This window comes from Janthinobacterium sp. SUN118 (assembly GCF_030397695.1).
In the GTDB taxonomy this organism is placed as follows: domain Bacteria; phylum Pseudomonadota; class Gammaproteobacteria; order Burkholderiales; family Burkholderiaceae_D; genus Janthinobacterium.
The window spans coordinates 838,954-854,014 of record NZ_JAPUBV010000001.1 but is presented as its reverse complement, the minus strand read 5'-3'; the positions used below and the strand labels follow the sequence as shown (position 1 = coordinate 854,014).

Sequence of the window (15,061 nt, the reverse complement as noted above, 5' to 3'; positions counted from 1 at the left end):
CCCTGCGTGCAGTGGGGGTACGCCAGATTGCCTTGCGCGCGCCCCACTGTCAAATATATGATGCACGTGTCTGTGAGTCGTATTACATATCACAGCATTCAATCCGCATGGAAACGCATATGAATCTTGAGCTGCGCCAGTTGCGCTACTTTGTCACCGTCGCCGAGGAATTGCATTTCGGCCGCGCCGCCGCGCGCCTGCACATGACGCAGCCGCCCCTGTCGCAAACCATCATGGCCCTGGAAGACTTGCTGGGCGCGCCCCTGTTCGTGCGCACCCGGCGCGAAGTGCAGCTGACACCGGCCGGCACGGCGCTGCTGCCCGAGGCGCGCCGCCTGCTGACCCAGGCACAGGACTTGCCGGCGCTGGTGCGGCGGGCCGCGCAGGGCGAGGCGGGCCGCCTGAGCCTGGCCTTCGTCTCGTCGGCCGACTACAGCGTGCTGCCGCCCCTGCTGCGCGCTTACCAGGCGGCCTATCCGCGGGTGCAGATCGCCTTGCAGGAAGCCACCTCCGACCTGCAGCTCGACGAATTGCTGGCCGGGCGCACGGATGCCGGCCTCCTGATCCCGCCCCTGCCCGAGAAGGCGAAGGCGGCGCTCGACTACCTGCCCGTGCTGGCCGAGCCGCTGGTGCTGGCCGCGCCATCGGGCCTCGCCATATGGGCCACGCCGGGCCCCGTGCGCCTGCAGGACGTGCCGCCGCTGCCGCTGATCATCTTCCCGCGCGCGATCTCGCCGGCCCTGCACGACGCGATACTCGGCGTCTTCCGCGCCGCCGGCATCACGCCGCAGATCGGCCAGGAAGCGATCCAGATGCAAACCATCGTCAGCCTCGTTTCGGCTGGCATGGGCATCGCGCTTGTGCCACAATCGGTCTCGAACCTGATGCGCCCCGGCGTAGAATACAGGCCGCTGCAGGACGCCACGCCGCTGGTGGAAACGGGCCTGGCCTGGCGCCGCGACAACCCGTCCGCCGTGCTGCAAGGCTTCCTGGCCCTGCTGCGCATGCAAATCGCCGCTGGCGGTCAATAAATTAAGTGGCCGCTAAGGCAAAAAAGCTGCCGCAGGGCCATACTACGCAACCTTCGCTTTAAACAAAGAAAGAAACTCCATGCTGATACACCCGATGCCCAATCCGATTGCCATCCAGATCGGCCCGCTGGCCGTGCACTGGTACGGCCTGATGTATGTGCTGGCCTTTGCCCTGTTCATCATCCTGGGCCGGGTGCGCATCAAGCAGCCGCATATCGCCGCGCTGGGCTGGAAGAAGGAAGACCTCGACGACATGCTGTTCTACGGCATGCTGGGCGTGGTGATCGGCGGCCGCCTGGGCGAAGTGCTGTTCTACCGCCCCGCATACTTCATGCACAATCCGCTCGAAATCTTCATGGTCTGGCATGGCGGCATGTCCTTCCATGGCGGCTTCCTCGGCGTCATCGTCGCCATGTACCTGTGGAGCCGCAAGGCAGGCCGCAACCTGTTCGACGTGCTCGATTTCATCGCCCCGCTGGTGCCGCTCGGCTACGCGGCCGGCCGCCTGGGCAACTTCATCAATGCCGAATTGCCGGGCCGCATCGCGCCGGACACCCTGCCGTGGGCCATGCAATGGCCGGGCATTCCGTATCCCGTGCACCCGTCGCCGATCTACCAGATGCTGGTCGACGGCATCCTGGTGTTCATCATCCTGTGGCTGTACGCGCGCAAGCAGCATCCGCGCATGGCCGTGGGCGCCATGTTCACCCTGCTGTACGGCTGCGCGCGCTTCTTCACCGAGTACTTCCGCACGCCGGACTGGGAAGTCGTGTGGCTGGGCGTGCCGATCACCTCGGGCCAGATGCTGTCGCTGCCGATGATCGTCGGCGCCATCGCGCTGCTCGTCTGGGCCTATAAGAGCCAGGTGATGGCGACGCCGCCGACCAAGGCGCGCCCAGCCCAGGCCTGACACGCCGTTCCAGGCGGAGGGCGGCGGCACGCGCTGCGCCATCCGCCCCCGGCCTGGCGTGATCCGCCACAATCTTTCCCTCTATGCATTAAAATTTCCCAATGGAATGGACTTGCTTTTGGGATAAGGGGTATGATCGTTTTACCCTGCCGCCAAACCAAGGCAGGCGCTCATGATCTGACGGACATTCGAGCCAGGGAGCCCAGCCTATGCAGCTTGCCAGGAAGACCACGACGTTCTGGATAGCCCTGGGCGCCGCTTATATAGTGGCGCAGCTGGCCCTGACGGCATTTGCCGGCCGGCATGCCCAGGCTGTGGGCTACCTGTTCAACCTGCTGGCGCCCTTGCTGGCCCTGGCCGCCTGCTGCCGCTGCGCCCGCCTGAGCGCGCCAGGCATCGTGCGCACGGGCTGGAGCCTGTTTGCGGCGGCCATGCTGTTCTGGAGCGTGGGCATGGCGCTGTCCGCCTGGCAAGACCTGAGCGGACAGGTGGCGTCCGACACCACGTATTTCTCCGATTTTGCCTATTTCATGTATGGCGCGCCCCTGCTGCTGGCCATTTCCTCGGTCAGCGACCAGCATCCCTCGCGCAGCCTGCAATGGCTGGACGCCGTGCAAGTCTTGCTGGCAGCCTATCTGGCCTATACGGCCATCTTTTCCGTCTCGCCATTTGCCCAGCGCTCGATCGCGCCGATTCCCGCCAGCCTGCTGGTGGTGACGTACAACGTGGAAAACCTGGTCCTGGCCTGCTGCGCCTCGCTGCGCCTGCTGGCGCACCGCCGGGATGGCGAGCAGGGCCGCTTTTACCTGCTGCTCAGCGTTTTCCTCTGGTGCTACGCCGGCTGCGCCGGCGCCTACAATTACCTGACCCTGCATGCGCTCGCCGGGCCGATCCTGACCGAGTTGCTGCCAAGCGTGCCATTCCTGCTGCTGGCCGTGCTGGCTGCGCAAACCCGGCCGCAGGAGGAAGCGGCGCGGCCACGGCATGCCCCGCCGCCGCTGACATTGCTGATCGACAACTTCAGTCCCATCTTCTTCACGGCGGCCTTGCTGGGATTGGGTTTCGTCGTGCTGCGCGACCATTTCTACCTGGCGGCCACCTCGCTGTTTGTCGCGCTGACCGTCCACGCGCTGCGCTCGGCCACCCTGCAAAGCCGCTACATGCAAAGCGAGCTGGCCTTGCGCACCGCGCACGAGCTGCTGGAGAAACTGTCGCTGACGGATGGCTTGACGGGCGTCGCCAACCGGCGCTGCTTCGACCAGACCCTGCAGGGCGAATGGCAGCGCGCCGCGCGCGACGGCAAGCCGCTGGCTCTGCTGATCATCGATATCGATTTTTTCAAGAGCCTCAACGACAGCTTTGGCCACCCGTATGGCGACGCCTGCCTGGTGCAGATCGCCGCGGCCCTGCGTTCGGCATTGCCGCGCGCCAGCGACCTGGTGGCACGCTTTGGCGGCGAAGAGTTTGCCGCCATCCTGCCGGCCACCGGACACGCGGGCGCAAAGGCAGTGGCGCAAAAGATGCAGGAAGCGATCGCCGCCGCCGCCATCGCCCAGGCCCCGTCGCGCGGCGGACTAGTGACGGCCAGCATCGGCCTGGCCCTGAATGCCGACAGACAGACGCCGGAACAATTGCTCGCGGCCGCCGACCAGGCCCTGTACCGGGCCAAGCAACATGGCCGCAACCGCATCGAGGGCGACGGCGCGACGGCGCCTAGGCTGTCAACTTGCCTGTAATGACCTTCCATTGCGCCGGCGTCACGGGCGTGATGGACAAGCGGCTGCCCTTCTTCAACAGCAGCATGTCTTCCAGTTCCGGCATCTGGCGCATCTCGGACAGGGGCAGCAGCGCCGTCTTCCTGACACCGCGCACGTCGACGCTGATCCAGCGCGGCTGTTCTGGCGTGGCTTTCGGATCGAAGTATTTGCCGCCCTCTTCAAACTGGCTGTGATCGGGATACGCCGTGCTGGCCACTTCGGCCACGCCGGCCACGCCCGGCTGCGGGCAGCTGGAGTGATAGAACAGCACGCCATCGCCCACTTTCATCCCATCGCGCATGAAATTGCGCGCCTGGTAGTTGCGCACGCCAAACCACGGCATGGTGTGCCGGGGCGCCGCCATCAGGTCGTCGATGCTCACTTCATCCGGTTCCGATTTCATCAGCCAATATTGTTTCATCAAATCTCCCGTATCAAGGCAACAGACGTAAAAAAACGGTTGCGCATCGTGATGCCGCAACCGTTTTCAGTTGTACTACAAATTGGGCCCCGCCTGTGCCGCTATGCCGGCATCCCGAACCAAACGGTTCAAGGTGGTCACGTTAGTTCAATTTCGGGTTCGTCGAACGAGCGACGCTCACTCCCATCAAACAAAATTCGCAACCGATGCGCATAAATGGTTCAAGGAATATATGGCAATCGCGAACACCGCAGGGTAGACCCAAGTTTACTCCTTTGGTCGCGCATCGCAAAGACAAATCGTCGCGTACGCGCTTAAAAAAGGTTTTCCTGGGGCGTCAGTGCGCTGTCCAGGACGGTATGCATGGCCGAGATCTTTTGCTTCACTTCCAGTATCGTCAATTCCGACAGCGGACCTTGCGGTGACTTGACGGAGAGAAACTCTGCCGCCACGCCCAGCGCGGCCAACACGGCGATGCGGTCGTTGCCCTTGACCTTGCCGGCGTCGCGGATGGCCTTCATCTTGCTATCGAGATAGATCGCCGCTTCGCGCAAGGCGCGCTCTTCGCCATCGCGGCACACCATGCTGTAGGCCTGGCCCATGATATTGACATCGACACGCGGCATTACGCTTCCTTCTCGTTCTCGGCAAGGTGATCGCCGGTGACAGCGGCGGCTTCCGAAGCGGCTTGCTCCAGGCCGGCCTGCACCAGTTCCGGGATTTTTTCCAGCAAGGCTTCCACGCGCTCCTGCGCCTCGCGCATGCGTTGCACATACAGCGCGTTTTCGGCGGCCAGGGCGACATTGTCCTTGCGCAATTGCGCGTTTTCACGGCGCAGCGCATGGGTCATTTCAGCCAGCAGGCCGATTTTGTCGGATAATTCGTTGAATTCGGAAATCATCCCGCCACTATAGGGCGGACGCTCCCCGGGCGTCAATCGAATCAGGCCGCTGTCACACATATTTACATCAATGCAGCGCAGTTGCCGTGAAATACATGCTTTTTAACGCCACGGCGCGCTTGCGGCCTTGCGGCAAGCCGTCCTAGCGATGCCCTTCGAAGTCCGGTTCGATGTCCAGGCTGCCGTAGCGGTTTTCGCACGAACGGCGCGTCAATTCCTGCTTGCCGCCCTTGCCGTCGAGCACCATCGTCAAGTCGCGGCACGTGGTAAAACTGCCCGGCTTGGTGCCGGTCGCGGATGGCGTCAAGGTCACCAGCAAGGCCTGGGCATTGCCCAGCCCCTTGTTGCTCCACTGGCGGCTCTTGCCATCCTCTTCATCCTTCAAGGTGCGCACGGCCGCCTTCAGCAGCGATGCCTGCTCTTTGGCATTCAGCTTGGCCACCGTCACGTCCGACAGGAAAGGCGGATACACGACGGGCGCCGGGTCCTTGCCCTGCACATCCCAGTTGCCGCTGTTCTGCGAACAGGTGCGCCGGCTCAGGCCCTGCGTCTTGCCGCCAGCCGTGACGACGAACTTCAGGTCGCGGCACATGTGCGCCTTCAGGCTGTGCTCGGTCATGCCGGAATTGCTGAAGTTATACGTGGCTTTCACCAGCACGCCGCTGTCGCCGCCGTTGTCCCACACATGCGCTTCCTGGTCGTCGTCATCCTTGTTCAAGTCGTTGAACAGGTCATTGAGCAGCATTTCCTTTTCCAGCGGCGTCAGGGTCGCCACGGTGATCTCGTCGACGATGGTGGCCGCTGGCGCGGCAGCCGTTTGCGCGACGGCATGGCCCAGGCAGGCGAGGCCGATGACGGTGGCGCCTAGCAGGCGCAGCGCAGGACGGGAAACAGGATAGGACATGGTGTGCTGCATGGTGTGCTTTCTGGCGCAGTGGCGATATTGATATGTAATATCAATCATCTTATCAAATTTCATAGTGAAATCTGTTTCCTGTGTGTACAGGAACGCCCCCCATCCGGACGACATGCTAGAGTCGCTGCTGTTGCTGACGCCCGGGAACTAGGCTTGCGCCAGCGCAAACCCTGCGTAAATGCAGGCTGCGCAGAACGTCTATGCATATCTTCCCGGAGAATAAGCCCTTGAATAAGCCCCCTACCGTCCCTATAATTAGCACTCGTTAGTAGAGAGTGCTAACAAACTCTTTCGTAGCAATCCTCAGGAAATGATGGTGCTTGCCAGGCCACTGCAGGGAATGCTACGCGGCGGGCGACGCCGCGATGCACCACTGCCGGATACGGGCAAGGACAGGATGACATGGGGTTTGCTTGACCGTTGCGGGCTGCTTTCAACGGCGGTCACTGAAAGCAGGCCTGGCGCTGTGCCAGGCATGTATTCATTTAGCAACACTTATCCATTGAACTTTAAGGAGTTTTGTATGAATCTGCGCCCATTGAACGATCGCGTCATCGTCAAACGCCTCGACCAGGAAACCAAGACTGCGTCCGGCCTCATCATTCCTGATGCAGCTGCTGAAAAACCGGATCAAGGCGAAGTCCTTGCCGTAGGCAATGGCAAGATTCTCGACGACGGCAAAGTCCGTCCTCTGGATGTCAAAGTGGGCGACCGCGTCCTGTTCGGCAAGTACGCCGGCCAAACCGTCAAAGTTGACGGCGATGAGCTGCTGGTCATGCGCGAAGAAGACATCATGGCGATCGTCGTCAAGTAATTGTTTCCACGTTGTAGACAGATACATCCCGAAACTCAGGAGAATTGAACATGGCAGCTAAAGAAGTAGTATTCGGCGACGCAGCGCGCGCCAAGATGGTCGAAGGCGTCAACATCCTCGCCAACGCAGTCAAAGTAACGCTGGGCCCGAAAGGCCGCAACGTGGTCCTGGAGCGCTCGTTCGGCGCCCCTACCGTCACCAAGGATGGTGTGTCGGTAGCGAAAGAAGTTGAACTCAAAGACAAGCTCATGAACATGGGCGCGCAAATGGTCAAGGAAGTTGCTTCCCGCACCAGCGACAACGCCGGCGACGGCACCACCACCGCGACCGTGCTGGCACAAGCCATCGTGCGCGAAGGCATGAAGTTCGTTGCCGCCGGCATGAACCCGATGGACCTGAAGCGCGGTATCGACAAAGCTGTTGCAGCAACCGTCGAAGAACTGGCGAAAATCGCCCGTCCTTGCACCACGACCAAGGAAATCGCCCAGGTTGGCGCGATCTCGGCCAACTCGGACTACTCGATCGGCGAGCGTATCGCTGAAGCGATGGAAAAAGTCGGCAAGGAAGGCGTCATCACCGTTGAAGACGGCAAGTCGCTGAACGACGAGCTGGACATCGTTGAAGGCATGCAGTTCGACCGCGGTTACCTGTCGCCTTACTTCATCAACAACCCAGAGAAGCAAGTTGCCGTACTGGACAGCCCATTCGTCCTGCTGTGCGACAAGAAAATCTCGAACATCCGTGACCTGCTGCCGGTACTGGAACAAGTCGCAAAAGCTGGCCGTCCACTGCTGATCATCGCCGAAGACATCGAAGGCGAAGCGCTGGCGACCCTGGTTGTGAACAACATCCGCGGCATCCTGAAAACCTGCGCAGTGAAAGCACCTGGCTTCGGCGACCGCCGCAAAGCCATGCTGGAAGACATCGCTGTCCTGACCGGTGGTCAAGTGATCGCTGAAGAAGTCGGCCTGACCCTGGAAAAAGTGACCCTGGCCGAACTGGGCCAGGCGAAACGCATCGAAGTGGGCAAGGAAAACACCATCGTTATCGATGGCGCCGGCGAAGCTGCCTCGATCGAAGCACGCGTGAAACAAGTGCGCGTACAGATCGAAGAAGCGACCTCGGACTACGACCGTGAAAAACTGCAAGAGCGCGTAGCCAAACTGGCTGGCGGCGTTGCCGTGATCAAGGTTGGCGCAGCCACCGAAGTCGAAATGAAAGAGAAAAAAGCCCGCGTTGAAGATGCACTGCACGCAACCCGCGCTGCCGTCGAAGAAGGCATCGTGCCAGGCGGCGGCGTAGCCCTGCTGCGCGCACGCGCCAACATCACGGTCAAGGGCGACAATCCTGATCAAGATGCCGGTATCAAGATCGTCCTGCGCGCAATGGAAGAGCCACTGCGCATGATCGTGCAAAACGCTGGCGAAGAAGCTTCGGTCGTCGTGGCAGCCGTACTGGCTGGCTCGGGCAACTACGGCTACAACGCTGCCAACGGCACGTATGGCGACATGGTTGAAATGGGCGTCCTGGACCCAGCCAAAGTGACCCGTTCGGCGCTGCAAAACGCCGCTTCGATCGCTTCGCTGATGCTGACGACCGACTGCATGGTCTGCGAAATCGCTGACGACAAGGCAGGCGGCGGCATGGGCGGCGGCATGGGTGGTATGGGCGGCATGGGCGGCATGGACGGCATGATGTAATGTCCTGCGGCTCCGCGCGCAGGCGACGGCGCGCGGAGCCGCCTGCGCCGGGCAGGAACAGGCAGGCCAAAAGCTGCCAGTGCCTCCCCGGCGGCCCCGAAAAGCTATCTTCTCCGGAAGGTAGCTTTTTTTTCGCCTGTTGACGTGGCCAGCCCGTTTGGCCAGCCCGGCGATTGCCGGCCTGTGCGTTTTGCTTTAGCATGGCCGCCATCGACCTTCTTTCTCACGCCCACACCACCATGCCGCCACGCGCCTCCTCTTCCAAAACCGCCATCATCGCCGGCACCCTGGCCGGCTTGCTGGCTGCCGCCCTGGCTGCCTTTTACGTCTACCAGCAGCCCGCGCAGCACGGTGGCAATGCCCCGGCCGCGAGCAGCCAGACGGCGGCGCAAGAGCAGAATGCGCGCGCCGTCGATGCGCTGATGGCCTTGCCCGAGATCAAGGCGTGGTCGGCGCATATCGAAAAAGCCTCGGCCGGCCGCGCGCATGGCGCCGTGATGGAGACGTCACCCGAGACGCGCCTCGTCGATGGCCAGCCCTACTATCAGCTGAGCTTTTTCGAAAGCACGCCGGACGCGGCCCACCGTTGGGAAAGCTTCGTCGTCTCGCCGGACGGCAAGCGCATCCTCGTCGATGACATCGTCAGCGGTGACCTGCTGAGCCTGGAACAGTGGCGCAAGGACAGCGCGCCCATGCAGCGCATCGCCACGCAGTAAGCCCGCCTACGCCGGCGCGCCCTGCGGCGCCGCGCCGCGCACGCGCGCCACCCACCACACCGTCCACAGCGACAAGGCCGCCGCCAGCCAGCCATTCCAGCCATAGCCGCCGATGTGGCCGGCCGCATCCGTCTGCAGGGTCAGGCCGCCCAGCCAGGCGCCGAGGCCGCTACCCAGGCTTTGCAGGGCCGAATTGGCGCTAAGGAAGGCGCCGCGCTTGCGCGGCTCCGGGATGGTCGTCAGCAGCGCCTGCAGCGGGATCGTGCGGCCCGACACGAGGGCCATAAAGAATGGAAACACCAGCATCAGCGCCAGCAGCGGCAACTGGGGCAGATGCGTCATGAACAGCAGCGGCGCGATCGACAGCAACGAGACCCAGCGATAGACCTGCTGCTTGCCGGCCCGGTCCGCCCAGCGGCCGATCACGCGCGCCGTGAAGATCGTGGCGCAGCCGCCCGCCAGGTAGACCCAGGTGACGTCGGCCGGCGCCAGGCCCATATTCCCCACCAACACGGGCGAGATGAAGGGAATCACCAGCATGCCCGCCGTCATGTTGACAATGGACAAGGCAAACGCCTCGAGGTGGCGCCGTTCGCGCAGCAGCGCCAGCAGGTTCGGCAGCACCTGGCGCAGCGGCGTCGGGGCCGCGCCCATGTGCGCCGTCAGCGACGGCAGCACGCGCGCCGCGCCCATGTGCGCCGTCAGCGACGGCAGCACGCGCGCCGCGCCCAGCCAGATCAGCAGCGACAGCACGACCAGCAGGAAAAAGGGCGAAGGCCAGCCGAAGTGCGCGGCCAGCACCACGCCGATCGGCACGCCGCCCACGGCCGCCATGGCAAACGAGGTCATGACGATGCCGGTGGCCGCGCCGCGCCGCTCGGCGGGAATCACGTCGCCGATGATGGCCATGACGATGGCACCGAGCACGCCGCCCGTCAGCCCCGCAAACGCGCGCGACCACAGCAGCACGTGGAAGTTCGGCGCCAGCGCGCAGGCCAGGTTCGACACGGTAAACAGGCAAAACATGGTCAACAGCAGCTTCTTGCGGTCGAAGCGGTCGATATACGTGGCCGCCAGCAAGCCGGACAAGCCCGCGCACCAGGCATAGGCCGAGACGGCGCCGGAGACGGCGGCCGGGCCGATATGGAATGCCTGCATCAGCTGGGGCGCCAGCGGCATCATCACCATGAAATCCATGATGACGGTAAATTGCGTCAGCGCAAGCAGCCACAGCATCGCGCGCTCGCGCGCCGGCGTCAGCATGGGCACCGGCATGGACAGCGGCGCGGGCCTCATGCCAGCGCCTCGATGTCGGCACGCGCCCGGCGCAGGATGGCGCGCATGGCGTCCAGGCGGCTGGCATCGGGTTCGCCCGCGCGCCCGCGCGCCAGCACCGCCGCCTTCAGCTCGTGCATCAGGTGGCGCAAGTCGTCGTCCGCGCCGGCCGGCGCATCCACCCTGGCAGCGATGGCGTCCACATAGGCGCGGTTGGCGGCCAGGAAGGCCAGCCCCTCGGGCGTGATGCTGTGCAGCTTCTTGTTGCCGTCGAGGCTGACGGCCACGTAACCGTGGCCCACGAGGCCATGCATGAGCGGATAGATGGCGCCGGGACTCGGCGCATACGCGCCGCCGGCACGCTGTTCGATGGCCTTGATGATGTCGTAGCCATGGCGCGGCTTGTCGGCGATCAATTGCAGTACGAGGTAGCGCAGGGTGCCCGCGTCAAACATCTTCGGGCCGCGCGCGGCGGGAACAACGCTGGCAACGGCGCCCGGCGCATCGCCCTGGCTGTGCGGGGCGGCGCGCAACGGCTGGTCGCCGCGATGGAAGTACAGCATGATGGCTCCTTAAGATATATCGCAATAAGATATATCTTATGTTCGAATATGGCGCAGCGCAAGGTTTACTTTCTGGCATCGAAGCCCGATACTCGCCGACATGCCTGCCCACACTGTCCGTCCCCTCGCGCCCGACGACGCTGCCGCCTACCGCGCGCTGCGCCTGGCCGGCATCGCCGAACTGCCCGCCGCCTTCTGCACCACGCATGCGGCGGAAAGCGGCTTGCCGCTGGCACAGATCGCCCAGCGCCTGCAGACGACGCCATACCAAATAATATTTGGCACTTTCAAAGGAGAACAGTTGATCGCCATGGCTGGCCTGCGCCGCGAGCCGATTGCCGTCGTACACGACAAAGCCAGCCTGTGGGGCGTCTACGTGGCGCCGCAGGCGCGCGGCCAGGGCATCGGGCGGCAGTTGCTGCGCGCCGCCATCGCCCACGCCAGCAGCATCCCCGATCTGGCCCGGCTGCGCCTGGCCGTGGCGCAGGACAACCATGCGGCGCTGACCCTGTACCTGGCATGCGGTTTTGTGCTGGCGGACGAAGCGGCATCGCATGGCATGTTGCAAATGCAATTAGTACTGCCGCGTCCTGCCATCGCAACGACGCAAAGTAATGTCTTTATGAAAATCAATACCTTACAATTCCTTGCGAAATAGCCAAGGGGCCGTTTTTTCTGTTGCAAGCAAACGCGGCAGGCCTTAGCATCGCGGCTTACAAAAAATACTTGGGGAGAGCCAATGTCATCGGCCGAGACACAAACCGCCACGGGAAAAATGCCGCGGCAAATACCGTACATCATCGCCAACGAAGGCTGCGAACGCTTCAGCTTTTACGGCATGCGCAACATCCTGACGCCATTCCTCATCAGCACCTTGCTGCTGATGATCCCGATCGACCAGCGCACGGGGGAAGCCAAGCACGTCTTCCACACCTTCGTCATCGGCGTGTATTTCTTCCCGCTGCTGGGCGGCTGGCTGGCCGACCGCTTCTTTGGCAAGTACAACACCATCTTCTGGCTCAGTCTCGTGTATTGCGCCGGCCATGCCTGCCTGGCCGTCTTTGAAAACAATGTCAACGGCTTCTACTTCGGCCTGTTCCTGATCGCCTTCGGCTCCGGCGGCATCAAGCCGCTCGTGGCCTCGTTCGTCGGCGACCAGTTCGACCAGACCAACAAGCACAAGGCCAAGCTGGTGTTCGACCTGTTCTACTGGATCATCAACTTCGGCTCCTTCTTCGCCTCGCTGCTGATGCCGATGTTCCTGCGCGACTACGGTCCGTCGATCGCCTTCGGCATCCCCGGCGTCATGATGCTGGCCGCCACCATCGTCTTCTGGATGGGCGCCAAGAAATACGTGCACGTGCCGCCGGCACCGCCGAATCCCGATTCGTTTACCCGCGTGGCACGCACCGCCCTGCTGGCGCAAGTGGACAACGGCTCGCGCCCGGGCCTGTACGTGGCCTACGTCGGCGTGGCCGGCGCCCTGTTCTCGTTCTACATGATCCCGGACTGGGGCTTCGTCATCTCGGCCTGCTCCGCGCTGGTCCTGCTGCTGGCCTTCGGCAGCATCGGCACGGCCATGCAACTGGAACGCGCGCGCGGCATCCACCCGGACGAAGCCGTCGAAGGCGTGCGCGCCGTGCTGCGCATCCTCGTCATCTTCGCCCTCGTGACGCCGTTCTTTTCGCTGTTCGACCAGAAGGCGTCGACCTGGATCGTGCAGGCCAACACCATGGAAAAACCAAGCTGGTTCCTGCCGGCGCAGATGCAGGCGCTGAACCCGATGCTGGTGATGCTGCTGATCCCGTTCAACAACCTGGTGCTGTACCCGATGCTGAACCGCTTCGGCATGGAAGCGACGGCGCTGCGCCGCATGACGGCCGGCATCGGCTTTTCCTCGCTGGCCTGGATCGTCATCGGTCTCTTGCAGCTGGCCCTCGACAGCGGCAACGCCGTCTCCATCATGTGGCAGATCCTGCCGTATGCCCTGCTGACCTTCGGCGAGGTGCTGGTCTCGGCCACGGGCCTGGAGTTTGCCTACAGCCAGGCGCCCGTCTCGATGAAGGGCGCCATCATGAGCTTCTGGAACCTGTCGACCACCGTCGGCAACCTGTGGGTGCTGATCGTCAACAAGAGCGTCATGAACGAAGGCGTGATCGGCAAGATTGCCGAGAGCGGCATCAGCGTGACGGCCTTCCAGATGTTCTTCTTCGCCGCCTTTGCCGCCGTTGCCATGATGGCCTTCGGCCTGTACGCGAAGCGCTACAAGATGGTCGACAACTACCGCCAGGCGGTCGTGCCAGCCAAGGCGTGATGACGGTTTGATCTGACGCAATGAAGAAGGGCGCACCATGTGCGCCCTTTTTTTATGTCGTCACCGTCGGCGCATCACGCCCCGTGCGCTGGCGGATCTGCGCCAGCCGCTCCGCCACGCCGATCAGGCCGGCCAGCGCTTCCTGGGTCGGCAGGTCATGCCGGGCCACGTCGGCTTCGTAACGCTCCAGGTACAAACGCAAGGTGGCGCCCTGCGTCCCCGTGCCCGACAGGCGCAGCACGATGCGCGCGCCGTCCGTCATGATGATGCGGATGCCCTGCTTGCTGGCCACCGCGCCGTCGACGGGATCCGTGTAGCTGAAATCGTCGGCCAGCGCCACCGTGTAGCCATCGACCACCTGTCCCGGCAGCGTGGCCAGCTGCGCGCGCACGGCCTCCATCAGCTGCGCCGCGCCGGCGCTGTCGATATCCTCGTAGTCGTGGCGCGAATAGTAGTTGCGGCCATGCGTGGCCCAGTGGGCGCGCACGATCTCTTCCACCGACTGCCGTTTCACCGCCAGCAGGTTGAGCCAGAACAGGACGGCCCACACGCCATCTTTCTCGCGCACGTGGTTCGAACCCGTGCCGTAGCTTTCCTCGCCGCACAGGGTCGCCATGTCCGCGTCGAGCAGGTTGCCGAAGAACTTCCAGCCCGTCGGCGTCTCGAAGCACGGTATGCCCAGCGCCGCGGCGACGCGGTCGGCCGCGCCGGAAGTCGGCATCGAGCGCGCGATGCCCTTCAAGCCCGCACGGTAGCCGGGCGCCAGCGTGGCATGCGCGGCCAGGATGGCCAGGCTGTCCGACGGCGTCACGTCGAAGCGGCGCCCGACGATCATGTTGCGGTCGCCGTCGCCGTCCGACGCCGCGCCGAAGTCCGGCGCATCGTCGCTGGCCATGCGCGCGATCAATTCCTGCGCGTTGACGGGATTCGGGTCCGGATGGCCGCCGCCGAAGTCTTCCAAGGGCACGCCGTTGATGACGCTGCCCTTGGGAGCGCCCAGCATGCCTTCCAGGATGGCGCTCGCGTACGGGCCGGAAACGGCGTGCATGCCGTCAAAGCAGATGCGCAGGCCGCCCGCGAACAGGGCGCGGATGGCGTCGAAATCGAACAGCCGCTGCATCAGTTCCGCGTAATCGGCGACAGGGTCGATCACCTCGACGCTCATCTGCTCGATGCGCGCCAGCCCCGGCGTATCGAGGTCGATGTCGGCGGCGTCGCTGATGCGGTATTCGGTGATGGCTTGCGTGCGCGCAAACATGGCTTCGGTAAGCTTTTCAGGGGCCGGGCCGCCGTTGCCGATGTTGTACTTGATGCCGAAATCGCCGTCGGGACCACCCGGATTATGGCTGGCCGACAGGATGATGCCGCCGCTGGCGCCATGTTTGCGGATCACGCAGCTGACGGCCGGCGTCGACAGAATGCCGCCCTGGCCCAACAGCACGCGCGCGTAACCATGCGCCGCGGCCATGCGCAGCACCGTCTGGATCGCCGTGCGGTTGTAATAGCGGCCATCGCCGCCCAGCACCAGGGTCTGGCCGCGGCAGTCGCCGAGCGTGTCGAAGACGCTTTGCACGAAGTTTTCCAGGTACTGCGGCTGGCTGAACTGGCCCACCTTCTTGCGCAACCCCGAGGTGCCCGGCTGTTGGCCGGCAATCGGCGCCGTGTTGATGATTTGAATAGCCATGTTATCTCCATATCAACTATGGATGGTAGCGCATGTCGGACGAGGCGCAAAGCGTTGTA

The 15,061-nt window shown here is 63.5% G+C and carries 15 protein-coding genes and 1 other RNA gene; 8 read left to right on the top strand and 8 right to left on the bottom strand.

What is annotated here, in order from left to right; translation table 11 throughout:
* The first annotated feature begins 119 nt into the window (after positions 1-119).
* The 3 genes from O0880_RS03885 (at position 120) to O0880_RS03875 (ending at position 3,677) form a co-directional block, all read left to right on the top strand.
* Positions 120-1,031 carry a LysR family transcriptional regulator gene (locus O0880_RS03885; RefSeq protein ID WP_289885171.1) on the top strand — a complete coding sequence of 304 codons (912 nt, stop codon included), beginning with the start codon at positions 120-122 and terminating at the stop codon, positions 1,029-1,031.
* 79 nt (positions 1,032-1,110) lie between these two features.
* Positions 1,111-1,941 carry a prolipoprotein diacylglyceryl transferase gene (gene lgt / locus O0880_RS03880; RefSeq protein ID WP_071322263.1) on the top strand — a complete coding sequence of 277 codons (831 nt, stop codon included), beginning with the start codon at positions 1,111-1,113 and terminating at the stop codon, positions 1,939-1,941.
* A 209-nt stretch (positions 1,942-2,150) separates the two neighbouring features.
* Positions 2,151-3,677 carry a GGDEF domain-containing protein gene (locus O0880_RS03875; RefSeq protein ID WP_289885170.1) on the top strand — a complete coding sequence of 509 codons (1,527 nt, stop codon included), beginning with the start codon at positions 2,151-2,153 and terminating at the stop codon, positions 3,675-3,677.
* On the opposite strand, the gene O0880_RS03870 is transcribed toward O0880_RS03875, so the two are convergent.
* From O0880_RS03870 to O0880_RS03850, 5 genes are all read right to left on the bottom strand, one after another.
* Positions 3,655-4,119 carry an EVE domain-containing protein gene (locus tag O0880_RS03870; protein ID WP_289885169.1) on the bottom strand — a complete coding sequence of 155 codons (465 nt, stop codon included), beginning with the start codon at positions 4,117-4,119 and terminating at the stop codon, positions 3,655-3,657. The genes O0880_RS03875 and O0880_RS03870 overlap by 23 nt on opposite strands.
* Positions 4,120-4,201: 82 nt before the next feature.
* Positions 4,202-4,379, bottom strand: a non-coding RNA gene (gene ssrS / locus O0880_RS03865) — 6S RNA.
* Positions 4,380-4,433: 54 nt separating this feature from the next.
* The gene (locus O0880_RS03860; protein ID WP_071322260.1) at positions 4,434-4,745 is read right to left on the bottom strand and encodes a cell division protein ZapA; all 312 of its coding nucleotides are present in this window, start codon (positions 4,743-4,745) and stop codon (positions 4,434-4,436) included.
* Positions 4,745-5,020 (bottom strand): DUF904 domain-containing protein, encoded by a 276-nt coding sequence (locus tag O0880_RS03855; protein ID WP_071322259.1) that lies wholly within the window; start codon positions 5,018-5,020, stop codon positions 4,745-4,747. Before O0880_RS03855 ends, O0880_RS03860 begins: the two co-directional genes overlap by 1 nt.
* 142 nt (positions 5,021-5,162) lie before the next feature.
* Positions 5,163-5,924 (bottom strand): hypothetical protein, encoded by a 762-nt coding sequence (locus O0880_RS03850; protein ID WP_289885168.1) that lies wholly within the window; start codon positions 5,922-5,924, stop codon positions 5,163-5,165.
* A gap of 535 nt (positions 5,925-6,459) precedes the next feature.
* Here O0880_RS03850 and groES point away from each other — a divergent pair.
* The 3 genes from groES to O0880_RS03835 all read left to right on the top strand — a co-directional run bounded on the left by groES (position 6,460) and on the right by O0880_RS03835 (position 9,166).
* Entirely contained in the window at positions 6,460-6,750 is a 291-nt protein-coding gene (gene groES, locus O0880_RS03845; RefSeq protein WP_010400979.1) for a co-chaperone GroES, read from the top strand.
* Positions 6,751-6,800: 50 nt separating this feature from the next.
* Positions 6,801-8,450 carry a chaperonin GroEL gene (gene groL / locus O0880_RS03840; RefSeq protein ID WP_034786546.1) on the top strand — a complete coding sequence of 550 codons (1,650 nt, stop codon included), beginning with the start codon at positions 6,801-6,803 and terminating at the stop codon, positions 8,448-8,450.
* Between the two features lie 200 nt (positions 8,451-8,650).
* The gene (locus O0880_RS03835) at positions 8,651-9,166 is read left to right on the top strand and encodes a hypothetical protein (RefSeq protein ID WP_289885163.1); all 516 of its coding nucleotides are present in this window, start codon (positions 8,651-8,653) and stop codon (positions 9,164-9,166) included.
* 6 nt (positions 9,167-9,172) lie between these two features.
* Here the strand turns inward: O0880_RS03835 and O0880_RS03830 are convergent, their stop codons facing one another.
* A complete protein-coding gene (locus tag O0880_RS03830; RefSeq protein ID WP_289885162.1) occupies positions 9,173-10,462 on the bottom strand; it encodes an MFS transporter in 1,290 nt (429 codons plus the stop codon).
* Positions 10,459-11,004: a PadR family transcriptional regulator gene (locus O0880_RS03825; protein ID WP_289885161.1), complete on the bottom strand. Its 546-nt coding sequence runs from the start codon at positions 11,002-11,004 to the stop codon at positions 10,459-10,461. Before O0880_RS03825 ends, O0880_RS03830 begins: the two co-directional genes overlap by 4 nt.
* 100 nt (positions 11,005-11,104) lie before the next feature.
* Here O0880_RS03825 and O0880_RS03820 point away from each other — a divergent pair, with 100 nt between their 5' ends.
* Positions 11,105-11,662, top strand: a complete 558-nt coding sequence (locus tag O0880_RS03820; RefSeq protein WP_289885160.1) for a GNAT family N-acetyltransferase — start codon at positions 11,105-11,107, stop codon at positions 11,660-11,662.
* A 117-nt stretch (positions 11,663-11,779) separates the two neighbouring features.
* Positions 11,780-13,318, top strand: a complete 1,539-nt coding sequence (locus tag O0880_RS03815; protein WP_198043870.1) for an oligopeptide:H+ symporter — start codon at positions 11,780-11,782, stop codon at positions 13,316-13,318.
* A gap of 52 nt (positions 13,319-13,370) precedes the next feature.
* Here the strand turns inward: O0880_RS03815 and O0880_RS03810 are convergent, their stop codons facing one another.
* Positions 13,371-15,002, bottom strand: coding sequence for an alpha-D-glucose phosphate-specific phosphoglucomutase (locus O0880_RS03810; RefSeq protein WP_289885159.1), 1,632 nt, complete (start codon positions 15,000-15,002; stop codon positions 13,371-13,373).
* Positions 15,003-15,061: the final 59 nt, after the last annotated feature.